Source organism: Winogradskyella endarachnes, from assembly GCF_009741275.1.
Taxonomy (GTDB): domain Bacteria; phylum Bacteroidota; class Bacteroidia; order Flavobacteriales; family Flavobacteriaceae; genus Winogradskyella; species Winogradskyella endarachnes.
This window is the reverse complement of the sequence record NZ_WOWS01000003.1, coordinates 410,060-436,575: the sequence shown is the minus strand read 5'-3', so window position 1 is coordinate 436,575 and position 26,516 is coordinate 410,060. Positions and strand designations below refer to the sequence as shown.

14 protein-coding genes and 1 riboswitch are annotated in these 26,516 nt (G+C 32.9%); of the genes, 7 read left to right on the top strand and 7 right to left on the bottom strand.

Going from position 1 to position 26,516, the window contains the following annotated elements; translation table 11 throughout:
* The first annotated feature begins 34 nt into the window (after positions 1 to 34).
* On the top strand, positions 35 to 673 hold the full coding sequence (locus GN138_RS10185; protein WP_157363733.1) for a peroxiredoxin: 639 nt from the start codon (positions 35 to 37) through the stop codon (positions 671 to 673).
* A gap of 228 nt (positions 674 to 901) precedes the next feature.
* Here GN138_RS10185 and GN138_RS10180 read toward each other — a convergent pair whose 3' ends face one another.
* Positions 902 to 2,365, bottom strand: a complete 1,464-nt coding sequence (locus tag GN138_RS10180) for a glutamate synthase subunit beta (RefSeq protein ID WP_157363731.1) — start codon at positions 2,363 to 2,365, stop codon at positions 902 to 904.
* 4 nt (positions 2,366 to 2,369) lie between these two features.
* The gene (gltB, locus tag GN138_RS10175) at positions 2,370 to 6,884 is read right to left on the bottom strand and encodes a glutamate synthase large subunit (RefSeq protein WP_157363729.1); all 4,515 of its coding nucleotides are present in this window, start codon (positions 6,882 to 6,884) and stop codon (positions 2,370 to 2,372) included.
* Positions 6,885 to 7,324: 440 nt separating this feature from the next.
* On the opposite strand from gltB, the gene GN138_RS10170 reads away from it, so the two are divergent.
* Both GN138_RS10170 and GN138_RS10165 read left to right on the top strand, forming a co-directional pair.
* The gene (locus GN138_RS10170; RefSeq protein ID WP_157363728.1) at positions 7,325 to 8,350 is read left to right on the top strand and encodes an outer membrane beta-barrel protein; all 1,026 of its coding nucleotides are present in this window, start codon (positions 7,325 to 7,327) and stop codon (positions 8,348 to 8,350) included.
* Between the two features lie 27 nt (positions 8,351 to 8,377).
* Positions 8,378 to 9,679 (top strand): ammonium transporter, encoded by a 1,302-nt coding sequence (locus GN138_RS10165; RefSeq protein WP_157363726.1) that lies wholly within the window; start codon positions 8,378 to 8,380, stop codon positions 9,677 to 9,679.
* Positions 9,680 to 9,872: 193 nt separating this feature from the next.
* On the opposite strand, the gene GN138_RS10160 is transcribed toward GN138_RS10165, so the two are convergent.
* From GN138_RS10160 to GN138_RS10140, 5 genes are all read right to left on the bottom strand, one after another.
* Positions 9,873 to 12,452, bottom strand: coding sequence for a phosphoenolpyruvate carboxylase (locus GN138_RS10160; RefSeq protein ID WP_157363724.1), 2,580 nt, complete (start codon positions 12,450 to 12,452; stop codon positions 9,873 to 9,875).
* A 15-nt stretch (positions 12,453 to 12,467) separates the two neighbouring features.
* On the bottom strand, positions 12,468 to 13,586 hold the full coding sequence (gene leuB, locus GN138_RS10155) for a 3-isopropylmalate dehydrogenase (protein ID WP_157363722.1): 1,119 nt from the start codon (positions 13,584 to 13,586) through the stop codon (positions 12,468 to 12,470).
* Positions 13,587 to 13,661: 75 nt separating this feature from the next.
* Positions 13,662 to 14,249, bottom strand: coding sequence for a 3-isopropylmalate dehydratase small subunit (gene leuD, locus GN138_RS10150; RefSeq protein WP_157363720.1), 588 nt, complete (start codon positions 14,247 to 14,249; stop codon positions 13,662 to 13,664).
* On the bottom strand, positions 14,249 to 15,634 hold the full coding sequence (leuC, locus tag GN138_RS10145) for a 3-isopropylmalate dehydratase large subunit (RefSeq protein WP_157363718.1): 1,386 nt from the start codon (positions 15,632 to 15,634) through the stop codon (positions 14,249 to 14,251). Before leuC ends, leuD begins: the two co-directional genes overlap by 1 nt.
* A 1-nt stretch (position 15,635) precedes the next feature.
* Positions 15,636 to 16,811 (bottom strand): 2-isopropylmalate synthase, encoded by a 1,176-nt coding sequence (locus GN138_RS10140; RefSeq protein ID WP_157363716.1) that lies wholly within the window; start codon positions 16,809 to 16,811, stop codon positions 15,636 to 15,638.
* Between the two features lie 148 nt (positions 16,812 to 16,959).
* Here GN138_RS10140 and GN138_RS10135 point away from each other — a divergent pair, with 148 nt between their 5' ends.
* The 4 genes from GN138_RS10135 (at position 16,960) to GN138_RS10120 (ending at position 26,515) form a co-directional block, all read left to right on the top strand.
* On the top strand, positions 16,960 to 18,507 hold the full coding sequence (locus GN138_RS10135) for a hypothetical protein (protein WP_317162739.1): 1,548 nt from the start codon (positions 16,960 to 16,962) through the stop codon (positions 18,505 to 18,507).
* Between the two features lie 103 nt (positions 18,508 to 18,610).
* Positions 18,611 to 18,734: riboswitch (SAM riboswitch) on the top strand.
* 121 nt (positions 18,735 to 18,855) lie between these two features.
* A complete protein-coding gene (locus GN138_RS10130; RefSeq protein ID WP_157363712.1) occupies positions 18,856 to 20,154 on the top strand; it encodes an O-acetylhomoserine aminocarboxypropyltransferase/cysteine synthase family protein in 1,299 nt (432 codons plus the stop codon).
* 102 nt (positions 20,155 to 20,256) lie between these two features.
* On the top strand, positions 20,257 to 21,264 hold the full coding sequence (locus tag GN138_RS10125; RefSeq protein WP_157363710.1) for an alpha/beta fold hydrolase: 1,008 nt from the start codon (positions 20,257 to 20,259) through the stop codon (positions 21,262 to 21,264).
* A 163-nt stretch (positions 21,265 to 21,427) separates the two neighbouring features.
* A complete protein-coding gene (locus GN138_RS10120; RefSeq protein ID WP_231743061.1) occupies positions 21,428 to 26,515 on the top strand; it encodes a translocation/assembly module TamB domain-containing protein in 5,088 nt (1,695 codons plus the stop codon).
* Position 26,516: the final 1 nt, after the last annotated feature.

Genomic DNA, 26,516 nt, shown 5'->3' with positions numbered 1-26,516 from the left:
TTTAAAAAATATTAATCTTTAAAAATTAAATAATATGAGCGTAATTAGATTAGGTGATGAAGCACCAAACTTTACAGCACAAACTTCAGAAGGAGAAATCAACTTTCATGATTGGTTAGGCGATAGTTGGGGAATATTATTTTCTCATCCAGCGGATTACACACCTGTTTGCACAACAGAATTAGGGACTGTTGCGAAATACAAAAGTGAATTTGAAAAAAGAAATGTAAAAACCATAGCTTTAAGTGTAGATGGTCTTTCCTCTCACAAAAGCTGGATTAAAGATATTAATGAAACACAGAGCACGTCTGTAGATTTTCCTATTATAGCAGATGAAGATAAAAAAGTTTCAAATTTGTATGATATGATTCATCCAAATGCAGACAATAATTTAACCGTTAGATCTGTATTTGTTATAGATCCTGATAAGAAAGTAAAATTAATCATTGTGTATCCTGCTTCAACTGGTAGAAATTTTGAAGAATTATTAAGAGTAGTAGATTCTTTACAATTAACAGCTTACCATAAGGTTGCGACTCCTGCAAACTGGAAAAACGGAGAAGACTGCGTAATCTCACCTGCTGTGACCAATGAACAAATTCCAGAATTATTTCCGAAGGGACACAAAGAAGTTAAGCCATATTTAAGGTTAACCCCTCAACCAAACTTATAGTTAACGCATCTAAAAAAGGACATCAAATTGATGTCCTCTTTTTATTCTATTACAATTTGAAAACGTAATTAATAAACTACTTATATTAAAAGTAAACATTATTGTGCAACTGGTATTAGTTACAAAATAAAAAAAGCATCTGTTTCCAGATGCTTTTACTTTCTACCCTAATAATAGACTGACCCTTAAAATTGTATAGTAGTAGAAGTTTATTTATTAAGTTTTTAATTATAGTCCTACCAAATCACCTTCTTCATTTTTAGTAGCCAAATCTGATTTTCCCATTAGGTAAATATCAACTTGTCTAGCAGCTTCCCTACCTTCAGAAATTGCCCAAACAATTAGAGATTGCCCTCTTCGCATATCTCCTGCTGTAAAAATATTTGGAATATTAGTTTGATATTTTCCGTATTCAGCTTTATAGTTAGAGCGCGCATCTCGTTTTATACCAAGTTTCTCAGCAAGTGTTGATTCTGGCCCAGTAAATCCAAGTGCCAATAAGGCTAAATCGCATTTCCAAGTTTTTTCTGTACCAGGAACTTCTATTAATTTAGGTCGTTCTCCAGGAATCATTTCCCATTCTACATTAACCGTTTTTAGAGCTGTTAATTTTCCTTTTGCATTGGTTACAAACTCTTTTGTATTGATTAACCAGTTACGTTCTACACCTTCTTTGTGAGATGTTGAAGTCTTTAACTGCAGTGGCCAATATGGCCATGGAGTCGTTGGCGAGCGATGACCTGGCGGTTTTGGCATTATTTCAAAATTTACAACTGATTTTGCACCTTGACGATTAGAGGTTCCTATACAATCACTTCCTGTATCTCCACCTCCAATAACAATCACATTTTTACCAGTTGCTAAAACTTGATCTTTTATTTTTTGCCCAAATACCACTTTAGTCTGTTGTGTTAAAAAATCCATAGCTTGTACTACGCCATCTGCATCAATTCCAGGAGTTGGCAAACTTCTTCTTTCTGTTGCACCACCACAAAGCACAACTGCATCAAATTTTTTCAATTCTTCAACATCATAGTTTACACCAACATTAACATTGGTTTTAAATACAATACCTTCCGCTTTAAGAATAGCTAAACGTCGATCAATGATGCCTTTTTCCATTTTAAAATTCGGGATTCCGTATCGCAACAATCCACCAATAGCATCATCACGCTCAAAAACAGTTACTGTATGACCAGCTCTATTTAATTGTTGAGCAGCAGCCAAACCTGCAGGACCAGAACCAACAATCGCTATTGTTTTTTCTGTTCTAACTTTTGGTGGCTGTGGTTTAATCCAACCTTCTTTAAAGGCTCGTTCTACAATACTTTTTTCTATATTCTCGATAGAAACTGGATCTTCAATAATCCCTAAAACACAAGCTTTTTCACATGGTGCAGGACATAAACGCCCTGTAAACTCCGGGAAATTATTTGTTGAGTGCAAAATCCAAGAAGCCTTTTGCCATTCTCCTTGGTGAACCATATGATTAAAATCTGGAATTAAATTACCAAGCGGACAACCACTATGACAAAATGGAATTCCACAATCCATACAACGTGACCCTTGCTCAATTATGTCTTTATCCTTTAAAGGCACTGTAAACTCATTGTAATGTTTTACACGGTCCTTTACGGGTTTGTATGACTCATCTTTTCTTTCGAATTCTTTAAAACCTGTTACTTTTCCCATTATCCTATACTGTTTCTAATTCTTCTACCATTTGTTCTTCTGTCTCTAAACGTTTTAAAGCACGTTTGTATTCCGTAGGCATAACGCGCACAAAATGATTTAAACTTGTCTCCCAATCTTTTAATAAAGATTTACCTAAATCACTGTTTGTGTATGCTACGTGTGCTTCTATCATAGATTTTAAATCGCTTGCATCTTTCTTTAGAATCTTCTCAAATTCTATAGTTTCCATATTACACAAGCCATTTTTAAATTTGTTTTCTGGGTCATATACATATGCAATTCCTCCACTCATACCAGCTGCAAAGTTTCTACCGGTTTTACCAAGAACGACCACTTTTCCTCCAGTCATATATTCACAACAGTGATCACCAACTCCTTCTACAACTGCAATTGCACCCGAGTTTCTCACTGCAAAACGCTCTCCTGCAATTCCGTTGATATAAGCCTGACCTTCAACAGCACCAAATAAACACACGTTACCAATTATGATATTTTCTTCTGCTTTAAAATCCGCCTTTTCAGGTTTCTTTACTATTAATTTAGCTCCAGATAATCCTTTACCCAAATAATCATTTGTATTTCCTTGAAGGTTGAACGTAAGACCATGCGCACCAAATGCACCAAAACTTTGTCCGGCTGACCCTGTAAAATTGATATTTAAAGTATCTTCTGGCAATCCTAAGTGACCATATATTTTTGAAATCTCATTGCTAACAATTGCTCCAACAGTTCTGTTGGTATTCTTTATAGGATAAGATAAGGTCATCTGTTCTTTTCTATATAATGCACGATGCGAATCTTTCAAGATTTTAAAATCTAGAACATTATCTAAATTATGTTCTTGCCTTTCTGTATTCTTTACCGTCAACTTATTATAAATTTCTGGCCTATGTAAAATAGAAGATAAATCTAATCCTTTGGCTTTGTAATGTTGAATAGCTTTATTAGCATTTATTTTATGAGTTTGACCAATCATTTCTGCCATAGATCTAAATCCTAACTCCGACATTATACCTCTTAATTCTTCTGCGATATAATAGAAGAAATTAATAACGTGTTCTGGTGTACCTTTAAAGTTTTTACGCAACTCTTTATCTTGTGTAGCAATACCAACCGGACATGTATTTAAATGACATTTACGCATCATTATACAACCTGATGCCACAAGTGGAGCAGTTGCAAAACCAAACTCTTCGGCACCTAATAATGCTGCTATTGCAACATCTCTTCCTGTTTTTAATTGTCCGTCGCACTCTACTACAATTCTACTTCTTAAATTATTAAGCACCAAAGTTTGTTGCGCTTCTGCTAAACCTAGTTCCCAAGGTAAACCAGCATGTTTTAAAGATGTTAGAGGCGAAGCACCTGTACCACCATCGTAACCCGAAATAAGGACTACATCGGCTTTGGCTTTGGCAACTCCAGCTGCAATTGTACCAACACCAACTTCTGATACTAGTTTTACATTGATTCTTGCATCTCTATTAGCATTTTTTAAGTCGTATATTAATTGTGCTAAATCTTCAATAGAATAAATATCATGATGCGGAGGTGGTGAAATTAAGCCTACAAAAGGTGTTGAATTTCTAGCTGCTGCAATCCACGGTAATACTTTCTCACCTGGCAATTGCCCACCTTCTCCAGGTTTTGCACCTTGAGCCATTTTTATTTGAATTTCTTTTGCGTTGGTTAAGTAATGAGACGTTACTCCAAAACGACCTGAAGCCACTTGCTTAATAGCTGAATTTCTGCTATCTCCATTAACATCTGGCTGAAAACGTCTTCTGTCTTCTCCGCCTTCTCCAGAATTAGATTTACCTCCAATTCGGTTCATGGCAATTGCTAAATTTTCGTGAGCTTCTCTAGAAATTGAACCATAAGACATCGCTCCTGTTTTAAAACGTTTTACGATTTCCGTCCAAGGTTCTACCTCTTCTATAGGAATTGGATCTATATTATTAAATTCAAACAATCCACGAATGGTCATTAAATTTTTAGATTGCTCATTAATTGTTTTTGCATAAACATCATAACTGGCTTGATCACTTAAGCGCACGGCTTGCTGTAATTTTGCAACTGTTGTTGGATTAAATAGATGCTTTTCTCCATTTCGTCTCCATCTATAATCACCACCAATATTTAAACCTAAACGTTTGTCTAGTATATTACCAGGAAAAGCATGTTGGTGACGTTTATCGATTTCTTTTTCAATTTCATATAAGCCAATCCCTTCAATTCTTGAAGCTGTATATGGAAAATATTTTTCTACAAATTGAGAATTAAAACCAACAATTTCAAAAATTTGAGAACCTCTGTAAGAACGTAAAGTTGAAATACCTATTTTATTCATTACCTTTAATAGGCCTTTTCCTATACCTTTATTAAAATTATCTACGGCTTTTTGCTCATCCATATCTGTAATAAAACCATCAGTAACTTGCATTCTAATAATTTCATTTACCATATAAGGGTTAACTGCACTTGCACCATAACCAAATAAAGTTGCAAAATGATGCGGCTCTCGTGGTTCTGCAGACTCAATAATTATATCAAAATAAGACCGTTTACGTAAGCGATTCATTTGATGACTTACATAAGAGCAGGCCAACAATGGCGGTATTGGAGCCATTTCTCTACTAACTCCTCTATCTGATAATATGATGATATTTGTTTTTCGTATTAACGCTTTTTCAATTTGAATAATTATACCGTCTAAAGCGTCTTCTAAACCATTAAGACCTCTATCTTTTTGATATAACATTTCAATGGTTTCTGCCTTAAAACCTTCTACTTGTATGTTTCTAATTTTAGCTAAATCATCATTTGAAATTACTGGATTTTGTATTTTCAACTTTCTACATTGCCTTTCGGTGATACTAAATATATTTCTATCTTTTCCTAAATTAAGACTAATATCAGTGACAATTTCTTCTCTCATTCCATCTAATGGTGGATTGGTAACTTGAGCAAAAAGTTGTTTGAAATAGTTTGAAATAAGTTGTGGTTGATTAGATAGAACTGCTAAAGGCGTATCAATCCCCATAGACCCTAAGGCTTCTTTTCCTTTCTGAGCCATTGGAGTAATCACCTCTTGAATATCTTCGTAGGTGTAATTAAATAAGCGTTGCCTCGTCTTTATATCTAACGTTTCAATAGGACAAGTTTCTCCTGTATATGGAATATCTTTTAAATGTAGTCTAGTTTTATCTAGCCATTCTTGGTATGGTCTTTCCTTAACAATCTTACTTTTTATTTCTTCGTCATTAATAATTCGGCCTTGATTCATATCCACTAGAAACATTTTTCCTGGCTCTAAACGACCATGACTTTCTATATCATCTGGTTCTATATCTACCACACCAATTTCTGATGACATTATTAATTTACCACTTTTTGTAACGGTATATCTCGATGGTCTTAAACCATTTCTATCTAAAAGCGCACCTATATAATTACCATCTGTAAACGGTACAGAAGCTGGCCCATCCCAAGGTTCCATTATACAGGCATTATAATCATAAAATGCTTTTTTCTCTGGAGACATAGTAGCGTGCTTTTCCCAAGCTTCTGGTATCATCATCATCATTACTTCTGGTAGAGACCTACCTGTATGAGTTAACAATTCCACAACCATATCCATTGATGCAGAATCTGATTTACCAGGAAGTATTATTGGAAATAATTTTTCTATTTGAGGACCAAAAACATCACTTTTCATTATTTCTTCTCGTACACGCATTCTACTAACATTTCCGCGAAGTGTGTTTATTTCTCCATTTTGACACATAAATCTAAATGGCTGGGCTAATTCCCATGTAGGCATTGTATTAGTGGAAAAGCGTTGATGAACCAGTGCCAAACGTGTTACCAAATCGTCCTCTTGTAAATCTTTATAATATAGCCCAATATCTTCTGGCATAATTATACCTTTATATATAAGCGTATTCATAGACAAACTCGACACATAAAAATAAGAGCTTTGCGACATCTTAGATTTTCTCACCACATGTTCAGTTACCTTACGCGCAGCATAAAGTTTAGCCTTAAAATCTGCCTCCGAAACTTCGTTAGATTTCCCAACAAAAAGCTGTTCTATATTAGGCTCAGAAGCCAATGCAATTTCACCCAATTGTGTAGAATCTACTGGCACCTCTCGCCAACCAATAACCGTGAGTCCTTGTGCTATAATTTCTTTCTCAAATGTATCCTTACAAAACTTATACTGATTTCTATTTTTTGGTAAGAAAACCATACCTACAGCATACTTACCTCTTACAGGTACTTTAAACCCACATACACGCTTAAAATACGCATGAGGAATATCGATTAAAAGGCCTGCACCATCACCTGTTTTTCCATCTGCACTTACACCACCTCTATGCTCTAGTTTTACTAGTATTTCTAAGGCATCATGTATAATTTGATTTGTCTTTTCTCCTTTGAGATTACATATAAATCCTGCGCCACAATTTTCATGCTCATATTCCGGTAAATAGAGTCCTTGTTTTTTAAACATATTTCACTAATTTTTTAAAGGTTCTATCCTTTATTTAAGCCCAAGATAAAAGCAAAAAAATTATTAAAAAAATAGTTGAATGAGTTTTGGCATATCAATAGTAAACTTCTTTTTGAATGAAAATCTTTCAATAAATTTAAAAAATACTAAGAATCGGCTAATATCAAATACTCAAAAAAAAGACTCAAAAGTTGCGAAAACGATTTCATAACACTTAAAATTATAAATGATTATTATAAATTTTAATTTTTTTTATTCAAATTCTCAAATTGGCAATTATTGATATTTCAAAAAAAAGAGCCTTTTTAATTTTTACCCCAAAAAAATTGGGGTCTAAAATTCAATATTCATAAAAATAATTATTTATACCCTTAAATTCATAGGGTGTAATTAAAGTTTACATAGATTTGACACGAACTAACTATTATAAATATATTATTATGAAAAAAATTTTTTCTCTTACTCTACTGTTAATGTCAGTAGTTTTAACAGCGCAAGAAACTGAAGAGACTGAAGAGAAGTCATTTTCACTAAGTGGAAGCGTTGATGCGTATTACCAAACTTACTTATCTGCTCCAGATGATGCTGGCGCATCTTTTGGTACTGCCTTTGCTAACCAAACTGGTTTTGCCATAGGTATGGGAAACATAATTGCAAGTTATGAGAATGGAAAAGTAGGTGCCGTTTTAGATTTAGTTACGGGACCACGTGGTGCTGGAGCAACTTTTAGTAACGATATTGTAGATGGTATAGTTAACCAAGCATATGTTTACTACAACATATCAGAAAATACAACTTTGACTATGGGACGTTTTAATACGTTTTTAGGATATGAAGTGATTGCTCCTGCAGCAAACTTTAACTATAGCACATCTTACTTATTTTCTAGCGGGCCATTTTCTCATGTTGGATTAAAAGCAGATTTTGCATTATCTGAGGATTTTAGCTTAATGTTAGCAGTTATGAATCCATGGGATACTAATGACACTTCATTCACAGGTGAATATTCTTTTGGCGCTCAATTAGGTTACTCAGGACAGTACTTAAACCTATATTATGACAGTGGAAATAATGGAGGATTAGGTTTTGAAATTGACTACACTGGTGGTTTTGATTTATCTGACTCATTTTTCTTAGGTATCAACGCTGCATACAATGATAACGATGGAAGCGGTTTTTACGGCGCTGCTCTTTACCCTCAACTTGCAACATCTGATGAATTTAGTATTGGCTTAAGAGGTGAATATTTTGCATTGCATGGTGACGCCAACAATGACGAAAGTGTTTTAGGTTTAACTCTAACAGGTAGCTACTCTGTAGACAGCAACTTAATTATTAAACCAGAATTTAGATTAGATTCTCTTACTGATGCAGATGGAGGAATTTATGGTAATGTAATAGATAATGATGGCGCAGCAGCTAGTAGCTTAAGTGCATTTACAGTAGCAGCGATCTATTCATTTTAAAAATTAAACTAACTAACACCAATTATTATGATAAATAATTTATTAACAATTATCCCAAGTCTAATCGCAGTACAAGATGCTGCTCCTGAACCTACCGAAGTGGAAGCTGCAGTAGCTGCAATAAATGGCGATATGGGAATGCTATGGATGCTACTTTCAGCCATCTTAGTTTTCTTTATGCAAGCTGGTTTTACGCTTGTTGAAACAGGAATGACACGATCTAAAAACGCAGCAAATATTGCAATGAAAAATTTACTAGATATTTGTGTGGGATCATTAACCTATTGGTTTATTGGTTATTCTTTAATGTATGGTGACACTTCTAACGGATGGTTTTTCTGGAGTGGAATAATGCAAGGAGAAGGTGCTGATTTATTATTCCAAACAATGTTTGCCGCTACTGCTGCTACAATTGTATCTGGAGCAATTGCCGGACGTACAAAATACTCTACATATGCAATATTTTCTATTGTAATGACTGCTCTTATTTACCCAATAGCAGGTGGATGGCAATGGCAAGGGTCTGGTTGGTTAACAAACCTAGGGTTTATTGATTTTGCTGGTTCTTCAATTGTACACTCTGTAGGTGGATGGGCTGCTTTAGTTGCTGCTTTTATGGTAGGACCAAGAATTGGAAAATATGTAGATGGAAAAGTAATGCCAATACCAGGACACAACCAAATACTTGCAACTTTAGGTGTATTTATCCTTTGGTTAGGATGGTTTGGATTTAACGGTGGATCTCAATTAGCTTGGGGTGGTGCTGACGCTATTGGAGCATCAAATGTTGTTTTAGTTACAAATTTAGCAGCAGCAGCTGGTGGATTAGGAGCACTAGTAACCACATGGATTTGGTACGGAAAACCTAATTTACCACAAACATTAAATGGTGCACTTGCAGGTTTAGTAAGTATAACAGCTGGGTGTGGAAACATGTCTGCAATTGGAGCAGTCTTCGCAGGACTAATAGGCGGTATCATTGTTGTTTTCTCTATAGAATTCATTGAAAAGAAATTAAAAATTGACGATGCTATTGGAGCTGCATCTGTGCACGGTGTTGCTGGTGCATGGGGAACTTTAGTAATTGGTCTTTGGGGAATCAATGGAGATGAAGGTATTGGATTATTTAATGGAGGTGGATTTACACAACTAGGAGCGCAAGCAACTGGAGTGTTAGCATACGCTGTTTGGTCTGTAGTTTTATCTTTTATTATTCTTAAAATTTTAAAATCTACAATGGGACTTCGAGTTACAAAAGAAGAAGAAACTGTTGGTCTTGACCTTTCTGAGCACGGTGAAATTGCATACCCAGGAAAAAGAGCAAGATAAATACCCGTTTTTACCTATTTATATAAGCGATTAGATTAATAAACGCTTAATAAAAAAACCTTCAAAAGTTATCTTTTGAAGGTTTTTTCTTTAAATTTAATAGGCTTGAAAGTAACTATTAACCTTTATAAAAAAAGCTTGTAAATAAAAATTACAAGCTTCTCTTATAGGTTATAGGTTAATTAGAAATTTTCTAAGCCGAATTTCTACTAGCATTAATATTTCCAAACAAAGAACGTGTCACCATTTTTTCAAATATTTTTATTTGCTCCTCATCTTTAACATCAGCTTTTTCCAATTCTTGTATTTTCTTTAAAGCGTATTGTTGAATTGTTAATAATGGTAACACTATAGATTCTCGCACAGCAATTGATGCCTTTCCTGAAGGCTCCTCTTGCATTAACTCGGTATAACCAGTAAGTTTTAATATAAGACGCTTAGTAGTTTCATACTCTTCATAAATTAGATTCCAAAACTCGCCATACTCTTTATCTTCGGCCATATACCTAGTTAAATCAAAAAATGATTTTGATAGAGACATCATACTATTTTCTATTAATGTCTTGAAAAAGCTAGAACTTGTGTATAAATCTTGAACTTTTTCAAAAGCATTATTATCTTCATAATGTTTTAAGGCTGTACCTACCCCAAAAAATCCTGGTACATTTTGTTTTAATTGACTCCATGAACCAACAAAAGGAATTGCTCTTAAATCTGCAAACACCAAACCGTCAGATTTACCACGCTTAGATGGACGACTACCAATATTAGTCTTAGCATAGTATTTTAAAGTACTCATATGTTCTAAATACGAAATAAATTTAGGATGGGCTTTAAAATTAGAATACGCTTCATAACTACGATTAGCTAAATCCGTCATTACATCTCTATCATTTTGCTGCATACTTAAATCAGTATCGCTTAAACTATTTCCTATACCAGAACTTATTAATTGCTCTAAATTATATTGAGAAGATTCTAACGTTCCAAAATTTGAACTAATAGTTTGTCCCTGTATCGTTAACTGCACTTCTTTATCTTCAATGGTTGGTCCTAAAGATGCATAAAAATTATGCGTTTTACCACCACCTCTAGCTGGTGGCCCTCCACGACCATCAAAGAAAATTACTTTAATTCCATACTCTCTAGATACTCTAGTAAGGTTTTCTTTTGCTTTATATATAGCCCAATTGGCCATTAGATAACCACCATCTTTGGTGCCATCACTAAAACCTAACATTATAGTTTGCTTGTTACCTCTAGCTTTTAAATGGGCTGCATATTCTGGATTAGTATACAACTCTTCCATCACCTTTGGCGCATTTTCTAAATCTGTAATAGTTTCAAATAAAGGACCAATATCAACGGTTAATTTATCATGAAAAGCCACTAACTTTAACATTGCAAACAATTGCATTACATTTAAAGTCGTTTGGTTATTACTAATTATATATCGATTTGCTGCTTTTTCACCACTATTTTCTTGAATGGTCTTAATCACTTTCATAGTGTTTAAAGCCTTCAAAGTTTCTTCATCTTTAATTAACGATAAATCGACACGCCCTTCTACTTTAGACAAAATTTCTATTTGTTTGTTTTCAGGTAAATCATGATAATTTTCTGGAAAAATATCGCTTCCACTATCTATTAAAGCATCTACCATATCATTAAAAAACTTGGCGTGCTTTCTACTATCTTGTCTTATATCTAAGTTAGCAAAATGAAATCCGAATAGATGGGTCTTATTAATAAGACTATTAATTTCATCAACATATAAAGATTGATGCTTATCAATAATAGTTTGCTTTACAGCTTTTAATTCTGAAATAAAATAATCTAAAGTTAGACTTGAAGGCTCATTGGTTATGATATTATATAGCTCATACTCTAACTTAATCATTCTATCTTCAACACCTTCAAATGTTAACTTTCGTTTTAATTGTCTTACATTTCTGTAATAATTTTTAATAATTGAAAGTCTTAACCTATCTGCCACTTTTAATGTTATTTCTGGCGTTACAAATGGATTCCCATCTCTATCTCCTCCTGGCCAAAATCCAATATTTATAATATCATTATCTATATCTTTTCCATCAAAGATATTTTGCTGAATATAATCGTAAATACTTCCAAAGGATTTATAAAATACATTTTCTAAATACCAAATTAAACTTACAGCTTCATCAAATGGCGATGGTTTTGCGTGTTTATAAAAAGGAGTTTTTCCTAATTGAGCTAGTAAATCATTAATTCTTAATAAATCATTTTCTCGGATAGCTTCTGTTAAATCTGTAATAATCCCTAAAACTGAACCTGGGTAAAATTGCGTAGGATGTGCTGTTAACACAATTCGCACTTTAAACTCTTCTAGATATTTACGAAGTGTTTCTATTTTATTGTCAGCAGTTACGGTTTCTTTCAAACTTCTTAATGTACCAATACCATCCATATTATTAACAACCGGAAAAGCAGCATCTTCAATAGCATCAAACAATACAACTTGTCTTTCAATATATTGAATAAAACGAAAAAGCAGGTTTATCTGACTTTCAGATGAGCGACGAGCTTGATATTTCTTAAAAAAGGTATCTACAATTGTTGTTGGATCTTCCTTGGCAGCAAATCCTTTTCTACAAGTTTCATGAAACAGCGGTAAAAGCGCTCCTGTTTTTGTAATGGTATCAAAAGGTAAGGTCATAAATATACTATTGTATATTTGATATTTAGACAACACATTTTGATTAAATCTTGTTAACTTGGGTGGTGTAGACATGTATATTTATATTGTTTATATTATTGTAGATTGACCAAGGTGGATATTTTTAAAATTTAGATTGGTATCTTTTGGATTAAAGATAAAGTCTTCAATAAAATCTCCAACATTAGTTGTGGTTACTGTATCATTTTCGGCATTGATATCTGGTGTTGTAATATTTAATTTTAATGATTTTTCTACAGCTAATCTAATTAATTCGGCTTCATTATGTAAACCAAAATGACTAAGTAACATTGCTGCAGACAATATGGAAGCTATTGGATTTGCAATACCTTTATTTGCTGCTTGCGGATAAGAACCATGAATTGGCTCAAACATAGCATATTTATCACCAACTGATGCTGACGCTAACAAACCTATTGAACCGCCAATAACACTAGCTTCATCACTAATTATATCGCCAAACATATTCTCTGTTAATATAACATCAAACTGTTTTGGGTTTAATATCATTTGCATAGCTGCATTATCTACAAATAGAAAATCTAATTTTACATCTGGATATTCCTCTGCCAGTTCTTTTACAACTTTTCTCCAAAGTCTTGACGACTCTAAAACATTAGCTTTATCCACTAAGGTTAATCTATGGTCTCTATTCTGAGCTGCAACAAAGGCTAAGCGCGCAATACGTTCAATTTCTTCGCGTGAATAAGTACATAAATCCGAGGCAGTATTACCATCTTCTGACAATTGTTTTTCGCCAAAATAAATACCTCCAGTTAATTCTCTATAGATACTAATATCTGTACCTTCAATGATATGTTTTTTTAACGGTGATTTATCTAATAAAGTTTGGTATGCCTTTACTGGTCTAATATTAGCAAACAATCCCATTTCTTTTCTAAGCTTAAGCAAGCCTTGTTCTGGCCTAACTTTAGCAGAAGGGTCATTATCGTACTTAGGGTCTCCGATAGCACCAAATAAAATAGCATCTGTATTTTTACATAATTCTAAGGTTTCATCTGGTAAAGCATCACCATGTTTATCTATGGCTATTGCACCAACATCTGCAACTGTAAATTTAAAATTGTGATTATACTCGGAGGCAATCGCTGTCAATGCCTTAACGGCTTGTTTTGTTACCTCTGGACCAATACCATCTCCTGGTAATACTGCTATATTTAAATTCATTAAAACTTATATTTTAAAATCCGAAATATCGGAAATCTTAATCATTTTCCTTACTATATGTTATGAGATACTAATTTACATACTTTGTTTTTCAAAAGCTTCTATTTCTGCTTTTTTACTTAATAAATAATCAATATCATCATATCCATTAATTAAGCATGTTTTTTTATAGGCATCAATTTTAAAAGCTTCAGATAAACCTGAAGCCTTAATTGAAATAGTTTGAGCTTCCAAATCTACAGTTAATTCCGTCTCTGGATTGGACTCAATTTGTTGAAATAAGTCACTTAAAAACTGTTCTGATACTTGCACTGGTAATAGACCATTATTTAAGGCATTTCCTTTAAAAATATCTGCAAAAAAACTTGAAACCACAACTTTAAATCCATAATCCGTAATGGCCCAAGCAGCATGTTCTCTACTAGAACCACAACCAAAGTTATCGCCAGCTACTAAAATACTACCAGAATATTTTGAATCATTTAAAATAAAATCTTCATTAACAGTTCCGTCTTTATGATATCTCCAATCTCTAAAAACGTTATCTCCAAATCCTTTTCTGTCTGTGGCCTTTAAAAAACGTGCTGGAATTATTTGATCCGTATCTACATTCTCTATATTTAATGGAATGGCTTTAGACTGCAATGTTGTAAACTTTTCCATTAATTTAATTGTTTTGAAATATCAATAATTTTACCTTCTACGGCAGTTGCTGCTGCTACTAAAGGGCTTGCTAAAATGGTTCTAGAACCTTGCCCTTGTCTTCCTTCAAAATTTCTATTTGAGGTAGATACACAATATTCTCCTTGAGGAATTTTATCATCATTCATAGCTAAACAAGCCGAACAACCGGGTTGTCGCAACTCAAAACCAGCATCTTCAAATACTGTTTTTAAACCTTCTTCTATAATCTGAGCTTCTACCTGTTTACTTCCTGGCACTAACCAAGCCGTTACATTATCTGCTTTTTTCTTTCCTTTAATATATTGTGCTGCCACTCTAAAATCTTCTATTCTAGAATTTGTACAACTACCAATAAACACATAATTAATTGGTTTATTAATAAGACTTTCACCAGCTTCAAAGTCCATGTAAGATAAAGACTTTTTAAATGATGCATTTTCATCTACGGGAATATTTTCAGAAATCTTAATGCCCATTCCTGGATTTGTTCCATAAGTTATCATTGGCTCAATATCTTCTGCATCAAAATTATATTCCATATCAAAAGTAGCACCTTCATCTGTAGGTAAGGTTTTCCAGTAAGCAACTTTCTTTTCAAAATCTTCACCTTTTGGTGCAAATTTACGCCCTTTTACGTACTGAAACGTAGTTTCATCTGGTGCAATCATACCTCCTCGTGCTCCCATTTCAATACTCATGTTACATACGGTCATACGACCTTCCATACTCATTTCTTCAAACACATTTCCGGCATATTCACAGAAATAACCTGTTCCAGAATTGGTTCCTAATTTTGAAATAATATAAAGAATGACATCTTTTGGTAAGACGCCATTCTTTAATTTGCCATTTACGGTAACCCTTAAGCTTTTTGGCTTGGTAAGCAACAAGCATTGACTCGCAAAGACTTGTGCGACTTGGCTTGTCCCAATTCCAAAAGCAATAGTACCAAAGGCACCATGTGTTGATGTGTGACTATCTCCACAGACCATGGTCATGCCTGGTTGCGTCACTCCTAACTCCGGAGCCATAACATGGACAATTCCATTATACTTATGTCCTAACTCGTATAATGTAATATTGTTTTTTTTACAGTTAACTGAAAGCTGCTCTAATTGTTGTCTAGAAAGAGCATCTCTAACTGGTTGATCTTGATTTAAAGTTGGTGTGTTATGATCCGCTGTTGCAACAATTTGATTAGGCCTAAATACAGGAATTCCACGATTTTCCAATTCATTGAAAGCTTGTGGACTTGTTACTTCGTGTATTAAATGCTTATCTATATATAGTATTTGAGGACCATTTTCTATTGTACTGACGACATGTGCATCCCAAACTTTATCGAAAAGTGTTTTCTTTGACATTCTAAGCTGAAATTATTTGTTGATACACTTTACTTTTTTCAATAATTTGATGAATATCACCATCATTGACTTCCTTTTTCTTATCTGCATAATTTAAAAAATCTGCATAAACTTCATCTAGCTGCAGTTTCGTTAATTCATAACCAACATTTTTAGCTCTGTAGGCTAAGGCGGCTCTTCCACTTCTTGCTGTTAATACAATTGCAGATTCTGTAACACCAACATCCTTAGGATCAATTATTTCGTAGGTTTCTCTATTTTTAATTACTCCATCTTGATGAATTCCAGAACTATGAGCAAATGCATTAGAACCCACAATTGCCTTATTAGGTTGTGTATATATACCCATACTATCACTAACCAATTGGCTCATTCCGTAAAGCATAGAGGTATTAATATTTGTATCTAATTTAAGGTATGGGTGCTGTTTTAGCACCATTACCACCTCTTCTAAAGCAGTATTACCTGCTCGCTCACCTATTCCATTAATTGTACATTCAATTTGCCTAGCACCATTAATAACACCTTCAATAGAATTAGCTGTTGCTAAACCTAAATCGTTATGACAATGACAAGATAGAATAGCTTTTTCTATACCTTTTACATTTTCTTTAAGGTACTTTATTTTAGCACCATATTCGCTTGGCAAACAATACCCTGTAGTATCTGGAATATTTAACACAGTTGCACCAGCTTTAATAGCGGCTTCACAAACTCTTGCTAAATACTCATTATCAGTTCTACCAGCATCTTCAGCATAAAATTCAACATCTTCAACAAAAGACTTTGCATATTTTACAGCAGCAAAAGCACGCTCTAAAATATCTTCTTGTGTTGTTTTAAATTTATGAATGATATGAGAATCTGAAGTTCCGATTCCGGTGTGAATCCTTGGCTTTTTAGCATATTTTAATGCTTCAGCCGCAACTTTAATGTCGTTTTGTACGGATCGTGTTAGTCCACAAACGGTTGCGTTTTTTACAATTTTAGAAATTTCTTCAACCGATTTAAAATCTCCAGGACTCGAGACGGGAAAACCTGCTTCAATGACATCTACACCTAGTTGATCCAATTGCTCTGCAATAATGACCTTTTGTTCAGTATTGAGTTTACAACCAGGAACCTGTTCTCCATCTCTAAGTGTTGTATCAAAGATTTGTATATTGTTATTTGACATATATCAAAATATATTTATAGTATTGTCTTACGAATTTATATTTTGAATTTTATTAAATTGAAGATTGAAACGTTAATTTTACGATGTTCAAAATTAAATTACATCATTAAGTTACTGAATAACAGAATTATAAGCCAATAATCTATTGATAACTAAAGACCAAAAAGATAATCTATTCTCACTTGTAAAATCTTTAACAAAGTCTGAAAAAAGACAGTTTAAGCTTTATGTAGGACGACTAGGTGTAAATTCTGACTCAAAATTTTTAAAACTATTTAATCTTTTAGATAAATCTAAAGCTTATAACGAAGCATCAATTTTAAAAAGTGGCATTGTAAAAAAAGCGCAATTAGCTAATGTTAAAGCCCATTTATATAAACAAATTTTAATTAGTCTTAAGCTAAATCCTTCACATCAAAATATACGTTTACAAATTAGAGAACAGTTAGATTTTGCTTCAATATTATACCACAAAGGTTTATACAAACAGAGTTTAAAAATTTTAGATAAAGCCAAGGAATTGGCTATAGTAAACGAAGAAAAAAACTCAGCTTTTGAGATTGTTGAACTAGAAAAAGTTATAGAATCACAATACATAACAAGAAGTATAAGTACAAGAGCAGATGAACTAGCTATACAAGCTAAAGAGCTCAGTGCCCTCAATGTTATTGCGAGTAAACTTTCTAATTTATCACTTCAACTTTATAGTATAATTCTTAAAACAGGCTATGTAAGAAATGAAAAAGAAGCTACAGTTTTAATAAATTATTTTAACAAACGATTACCTGTTATTAAAAATAAAAACCTAGGTTTTAGAGAAAAACTTTGGCTCTACAAAGCCCATTTATGGTACAGTTTTTTAATGCAAGATTTTTTAAATTGTTACAAGTACGCTTCAAAATGGGTGGATTTATTTTACCAAAACCCAAGCATGATTAATCTTAATCCTGTATTTTTTTTAAAAGGCAACAATTACTTACTAGAATCTATTTTTTTCGTTCGAAATAAACCAAAATTTATTAAAAAATTAGAACATTTTAAAGCCACAGTTAACAGTCCCAAATTTGCAAAAGATGAAAATGTTTCAACTTTAATTTTTTTGTATTCTAATTTTCACAACATCAATCAATACTTTATAGATGGCAGTTTTGAAGAAGGTTTAGATTTAATTCCTGTTATTGAAAAAGAACTTGTTCATTTTGAAGATAAAATAGACCCTCACCATAAACTGGTATTCTATTATAAATTTGCAAGTTTAGAGTTTGGTGCAGGAAACAATAAAGCCAGTATAAAGCATTTAGATAAAATTATCTCTAATAAAACCTTATCTATGAGAGAAGATTTATTATGCTTCTCTAGAGTGTTAAATTTAGTAGCACATTACGAAGCTGGTTTAGATTATCACTTAGAAACCCTTCTAAGAAGCACCTACAAGTTCTTAATAAAAATGAACGAACTGCATGAGGTGCAAAAGGAAATGATAAAATTTATTAGAGGCTTACAAGATATTTATCCTCACGATTTAAAAAATGCCTTTAAAGAATTACATAAAACTTTAGTGGCATTTGAAGACCACCCTTTTGAGCGTAGAGCCTTTTTATATTTAGATATTATTTCTTGGTTAGAAAGTAAAATTGAAAACAAACCTGTTAGTGAGATAATAAAGACAAAATATTTAACAAAATATGCTCCCTAATGTTTAGAAAATCATAAAAAACAAATAAAAACACCAAATAATTTGGAATTGTAACTTTTGTGTTGCAATATTTGTACTCACAAAGTTCAATACACTTACTGAAATGTTATCAAGAAAGGTGGAGGGAAAGACCCAATGAAGCCTTAGCAACCCTTAGACTTACTAAGAAGGTGCTAAATTCTACTTGAATTTGCAAGTCATTTTTTGCAAATCCGGATAGATAACTAAAGCCTAATTACTCATTTGTAATTAGCATTTTCTTTATAACATTTTTCTATTAAGTACGCTTCAAAATGAAGTTTATTTGGCTTTTGGTTTAATTTATTTTAATTCAAAAAATTTAGAAAAATGAGTACACAAAAATTTGCAACACAAGCGTTACACGCAGGACACGACACTAACCAAACAGGCGGAACAAGAGCGGTTCCTATTTATCAAACTTCTTCTTATGTATTTAATGATTCAGATGATGCAGCCGGAAAATTTAATTTATCAGTTCCAGGATTTATTTACACAAGATTAAACAACCCTACAACTGATATTTTAGAACAACGACTAGCAGCCTTAGAAGGCGGAATTGCAGCCGTTGCCACTGCATCTGGGACGGCAGCTATTTCTACAACACTACTTACACTTTTACGCGCTGGAGACCACATTGTTGCATCTAGTAGTTTGTATGGTGGCACTTATAATTTACTAAGTGTAACTTTACCTAGACATGGTATTACAACAACTTTTGTAGATCCTTCTGACCCAGAAAATTTTGCAAAAGCAGCTAAAGAAAATACAAGAGCATTTTTTATTGAATCTTTAGGAAATCCTAAACTAGATGTTTTAGATATTGAAGGCATTTCTAAGGCTGCACAAGAATTTAAAGTACCTTTAATTGTAGATAATACAGTAGCAACACCATCACTATTAAACCCAATAGAATTTGGCGCAAACATTGTAATCCACTCGTTAACAAAATATATTAATGGTAACGGAACATCGCTTGGAGGAGTAATTATTGATGCTGGTACTTTTGAATGGACCAACGGCAAATTCCCAGAATTTACAGAACCATCTGCTGGCTATCACGGTTTAGTTTATAGCGAAGTTATTGGTGCAGCAGCCTTTATTGCTAAAATTAGAATTGAAGGTTTACGGGATTATGGTGGTGCATTGAGCCCGTTTAATGCTTTTCAAATTATACAAGGTTTAGAGACTCTAGAACTTAGAATTAAAAAGCACAGTGAAAATGCATTAGCATTAGCAAAATGGCTACAAGAACAGCCAGAAGTTAAATGGGTTAATTATCCTGGTTTAGAATCTAGTAAATACAAAAAATTAGCTAACAAATACTTACCTAAAGGGCAAAGTGGCATAGTAACCTTTGGTGCTGATGGTGGCTACGAGGCAGCAAAAACAATAGCCGACAAAACTAAAATCTTTTCTTTATTAGCTAATATTGGTGATACAAAATCTTTAATTATCCATCCTGCAAGTACTACGCACCAACAACTATCTGATGAAGCACAAGAAGCTACTGGTGTAACAAAAGATTTAATACGTTTATCTGTAGGTATTGAAAATATTGAAGATCTAAAAGCGGATTTAAAAGAAGCTTTTACCATTGTAGCAAAACATAAAACAGTGCAAAACTAAAATTGTATTTTAAGTTGTTTTAAAAACAGATGTCGTTGCCATGATGACATCTGTTTTAATAATTTATATTTAAAAAATGTTTCTGCTTTTGCAGATAGATAGATGAAAAACCTACAATACATAAAGATTCAAAATTTTATTACCAATTCTGGTAAGACTCACGCCATAAATTTGTCTTATCAAACATTTGGTAAAACATTACATAGTGCACCAATTGTATTAGTAAACCATGCTTTAACCGGAAATTCTAATGTAATAGGAAAAGAAGGTTGGTGGAATGATTTAATAGGAGAAAACAAATGTATAGACACAAAAACTTATACCATTTTAGCTTTCAACATTCCTGGAAATGGCTATGATAATAATCTTAAAAACTTAATAGAAGCTTACAAAGACTTCACCGCAAATGATGTGGCTAGATTATTTACATTAGCTTTAGAACAATTAAAAATAAAACAACTATTTGCTGTTGTAGGCGGCTCAGTTGGCGGTGGATTAGCTTGGGAGTTAGCAGTGCTCAAACCTAATCTTATTAAGCACTTAATCCCAATTGCTACTGATTTTAAATCTACCGATTGGATTATTGCTAACTGTCACATACAAGATTCTATTCTTAACAACTCTAAAGCACCTCTAGCCGATTCTAGAATGCATGCCATGACTTTGTATCGTACGCCAGAATCTCTCGCTCAAAAATTTGCAAGAACAAAAAGAAGTGACTCACTTTACAATGTAGAATCTTGGCTTAACTATCATGGTGATAATTTAAACAAACGTTTTAATTTATCTGCATATAAAATGATGAATCAGATATTAAAAACAATTGACATCTCTGGTGGCAAAAAAGATTTTATAGAAACCGCAGCTACTATTTCTTCAGATATACATATCATAACTATCAATTCCGATTTGTTCTTTAAAGCGGAAGAAAACTGGAATGCGTATGTAGATTTAAAAAGCATTAAAGACAATGTTAATATTCATGAAATTAAATCCATTCATGGACACGATGCTTTTCTAATTGAATTTGACCAATTAGAACGATTTTTAAAACCAATATTTAAAACAGAATCAAAAACTCACTTACTAAAAGAAAAAGTTGTAGCATAAGCGCTCAAAACATAAATAATTGAATTAAAACCTGAAAAGTTTATAAAACAATGACCTTTCAGGTTTATTAATTTAAAACACAACGCGTAATTAAAAGGCAAACGGATTAACATCTATATTGATAAGAGTAAATACCCTAAATTTACTTACTTAATTTTGTAACTTGGATAATAACAACAATATAGAACCAAATACGACGAAAAAACAAAAATCACGTTGGCTACGCAGATTTTTAAGAGTACTATTAGGTTTAATAGTGTTTTTATTTTTGTTTATTCTTTTTGTAAGAAGTCCATGGGGACAAAACATTATTGTTACCAAAGCGGTTAAATACATCTCTGACAAAACACACACAAAGGTTGCCATAGAAAAATTATTTATCACGTTTGATGGTGACCTACAGCTAGATGGTTTATATCTCGAAGATAAAAAAGGAGACACTTTAGTTTACTCTAAATCAGTTGAAGCAAACATTCCGCTTTGGGCTATAATTAATGGCAAAAGTGTAGGTGTGGACGCCCTCAATTGGGACGGTCTACGCGCTAATATTATTAGAAAAGATACTATTGAAGGCTATAATTTTCAATTTCTTATAGATGCTTTTGAATCATCAGACACAACAGCTGTTGCAACAGATAGTACTTCTTCTCCAATAAATCTAATTATTGGTAATTTAAACTTTAGCAATTTTAATGTTACTTATAATGATGCTGTTACAGGTATAGATTCAAAGTTTAAAATAGGACGGCTCAATGTTAATATGGAAACCACAAATGTTGAAAACATGGTTTTTGATGCTTCAAATATAGAACTCGCAAATGCCAATATTCAGTTTATTCAAAATCATGTAGCAACTCACAACTCTGCTTCAGAATCTCCTTTACCAAAATTAGCTTTTAAAAATATAGAGTTTAATAATGTTAATGCTTATTACGAATCTCAACCCGATGGCGTTATTGCAGACGTGGATATTTCAGAATTTTCAACTGAAATTCCGTCGTTAAATCTAGAGACAAATGATTTCAACCTTAAAACTATTTCTTTAAAAAAATCTAAAATTAGTATAACAACTAAGGATGTTTCAAAAAAAGCAGCAAACACAAAAAACGATTCAACTAGTGTTAACAGCAATACATTTATTTGGCCCGAAATAAAATTAAAAGTAGCCGAAATACATCTTGAAAATAATAAAATAGATTATATCGTTGGTAATAATAAACCAAAGACTGGTGTGTTTAACCCTAATGCTATTGCATTATCTAACGTGTCGCTAAAAGCAAAAGATATCTCGCTACAAAATAAAGAGGTTAAACTCAACTTAGAACAATTTAATTTTAATGAAATTTCTGGATTAAATCTAAATCAACTAGCCGTTAACTTAAAGATTACTGAGCAAAACACACGTCTTAATGACTTAAATTTTCAACTGAATAACAATTCTATTACTGGTTATGCACATTTAGACTACAAGTCACTTGCAGATTTAATGGACACACCGGAAACAACTAAAGTTGCCTTAAATGTACCTTCTTTCCATTTTTCATTATCCGAACTATTAAGATTTCAACCCCGTTTAAAAAGTAATCCGTACTTAGAAATATTAGGTACAAAAGAATTTACAGGACATATTAATTCCTCAGGAACTTTAGCTTCAATAAATTTAAAAAATGCTGAAGTAAATTGGGGAAATTCAACAAAAATAAACGTCAACGGAATCGTTGAAAACATTTCTAATCCTGATGCTATTCAATTCAGCATTCCTCAATTTTCAGCCGTATCCACACGTTCTGATTTAATTCTGTTTCTAAGCGAAAAAGATTTGGGTATTAACCTACCAAAAGATGTAGAACTTCTTGCAGCCATTAATGGAAACACCAAAGATATTTCTGCAAATGCAAAACTTACAACAACGCAAGGTATTGCAACTATAGATGGTTCTTTTAAAAACACAACTACTATTGCTTACAATACGTCCATAATGGTTGAAGATTTTAAAGTCAACGAACTAATGAATAATCCGCAATTTGGAGCACTTAGTTTAAAAATTAACTCTAAAGGACATGGTAAAACATTAAGTACATTAGATGCTACTTTAGAGGCTACAATTTCAAAATTTCAATTTAATAATTACAATATTAAAGACTTTGATCTTAATGGAACTTTGGTTAATGGTGCTGGAACTATAAACTCTACTTATAAGGACAACAACTTAAATACAGAGTTAAATGCATATATAGATTTAGATTCTATAGCTACCGCAGCAACTGTTAAACTTAATCTGATTGGAGCTAATCTACAAGCACTTGGTTTAATGCAACGCGACGTTAAAACTGCGATGACTATAAATGCAGACTTTAAAGGAAATGAAACTGCATACAACCTAAATGCCACTGTAGATGATGCTGTAGTTGTATATGATAACAGAACCTACTTAATGGGACAATTAAAGACTAAAGCTCATGTTACTGCAGACACAACTTCAGTTACTATACACAACAAAATGGTAGATTTAGATTTAAAATCTAATAGCAATCCGCAAACATTTAGTACCGCTTTGCAACGCCATATATCTAGCTATTTTTACAGAGACGTAAAAGTGTCAGATACCATTAGCAACTATGTGAATCTAAAATTAGAAGGCAAAATTTCACAATCGCCTATGCTAAAAGATGTATTTTTTGTGAATGTAAAAGATATAGACACTATTGATATTTCTGTAGATTTTAATGAGAAAGCCAGAAAACTAAATGCAAACATAGCAGTACCTCAACTTAATTATAGCAACAATCAATTAGATAGTTTAGCCTTTTCAATGCATACCGACAAGGACAATTTTAAATTTAATCTAGGCTTTAAAAATATAACGGCAGGACCTCTAGATGTTCCTAAAACCCTTATTACCGGAAACCAAACTAATAACGAACTGTTTTTAAATCTCTTAGGTTATAACGATAATGAAAAACTCTTAAATGTAAACACAAAAATCACAGGCAACAGAGAGCGTTTAAAATTTACAGTAAATCCAGACAGTTTAATTCTCAACAAGAAAAAATGGATAATACCAGCAACTAACCAAGTTATCCTAACCAATAAAAACTTAGCCTTTGCAGATTTTAAAATCACTAAAAACAATCAGTCTATAGAACTTACAGATAAATTACCTAATATTTCTAAATCTCACATTGCCATCGATTTCAGAAATTTTAAAATCAGTGAAATATTTAACTATTTAAATCCCGAAGCAAAACTAGCCACAGGTGATTTAAATGGAGACTTTGTTTTAGAAGACCCTTTTGGTAATACAGGTATTGTTGCAGATTTAAGTATTGCTCAACTTAATGTTTTAAAAACAGATTTTGGCACCTTAAGTATTAACGGCAACTCACTAGGATTAAACAACTATGCTATTAACGTTGGCTTAAAAGGTGGTGATATTGATTTTGATTTGGTTGGCGATTACACCACAATAAATGATAGCGCCATCTTAAATCTTAATTTAGATATTAATGCATTTAAAATGAAAGCGCTTAACACCTTAACTTTAGGAGAAGTTAAAGATTCTGAAGGCAGTTTCTCTGGTGCTTTTAAAATCTCTGGTGATACAGCGAACCCTCAGTATAATGGTGCTTTAAATTTTAAAAATGCAACAGTTAACGTTACAAAGCTGAATACTAAATTTACTTTAAAAAATGAAAAGCTAAATATTAACAACGATGGCCTCTCAATGGAGAATTTTACTGTACGTGACCAAAATAGTAATGCTTTAGTTCTCTCAGGAAAAGTTGGCACAGAAAACCTTATTAATCCTACATTTAATCTTACAGTAAAAGCAGAAAATTTTCAAGTGATAAATGCAACCAAAGAAGATAACTCATCATTCTATGGTAAAGCTACTTTTAATGCTAATGCTAAATTAACTGGAGATTTACAAATACCTAAATTAGATGCTAAATTAACAGTTGGCTCAGATACAGACGTCACGTATGTTATGCCTGCAACTTATGCTAATGTTGAAGAACGCGATGGTGTGGTAACTTTTGTAAATCGAGAAAATCCAGATGCTATTATAACTCAAACCGAAGAACAAACGGTTACAATTAAAGGTTTTGATATAAAAACCTTTATAAAAATCGGAAAATCAGCAAGTGCCACAATTGTTATAGATGAAGAAACAGGAGATAATTTTAAAGTGGTTGGTGAAGGTGATTTAGATTTTACCATGTCTCCAAATGGTCGTATAAATCTGTCAGGAGTTTATGAAATTTCAGATGGTCACTACGAGTTAAACTTATACAATTTAGTGAATAGAAAATTCTTAATTGCACCTGGTAGCCAAGTCATTTGGTCTGGCGACCCTTTTGATGCCAAATTAGATGTAAGTGCTATTTATAATATAGAAACCTCTGCCTATTCTTTAATGGCTTCTCAAATTTCAGGGTCAGATTCTTCGGTAAAAACTAAGTATCGTCAAGTACTTCCGTTTTATGTCTATCTTAATATTGATGGCGAATTACTTAAGCCCGAAATTTCATTTCAATTAGATATGCCAGAAGAAGACCAAGGTGCTATTAGCGGACAGGTTTATACACGTGTACAAGCCGTTAATTCACAAGAAGGCGAGCTTAACCGACAAGTATTTTCTCTATTAGTACTAAATAGATTTTATCCAGACTCTGGCAGTGATGGTAGTTCTGGTGGTTTTGCAACTATTGCTAGAGATAATTTAAATGATGCTGTTTCTGACCAACTCAACACATTTTCAGACAAAGTACTAGGTAAAACAGGTATTGAACTTAATTTTGGATTAGACAGCTACACAGATTATCAAGGAGATTCACCAACAGAACGCACACAACTAGATATTGCTGCAAAAAAGAAATTATTTAATGACCGCTTAATAGCAAGTGTAGGTAGTGAGGTAGATATTGAAGGTAGTAGTACAACTGGAGAAGAAACACCAATTATTGGCAATGTTAGCTTAGAATATATTTTATCTGAAGATGGACGCTATAGACTTAAAGGCTTTAGACGAAATGAATTTGAAAATATTATTGACGGACAAACCATTACCAGCGGCATTGCATTAATATTTACACAAGAATTTAACCAATTTAGTGAACTTTGGGATGCCATATTACGCTCCCAATCTAAAAAAAACAAAAAACATGAAGCTGAAAAAAAAGCAGCAAAACAAGAACTAGAAAATAAAGAAGAAAGCACAGACAAAAGCATTGACAAGAAAAAGAACTAAA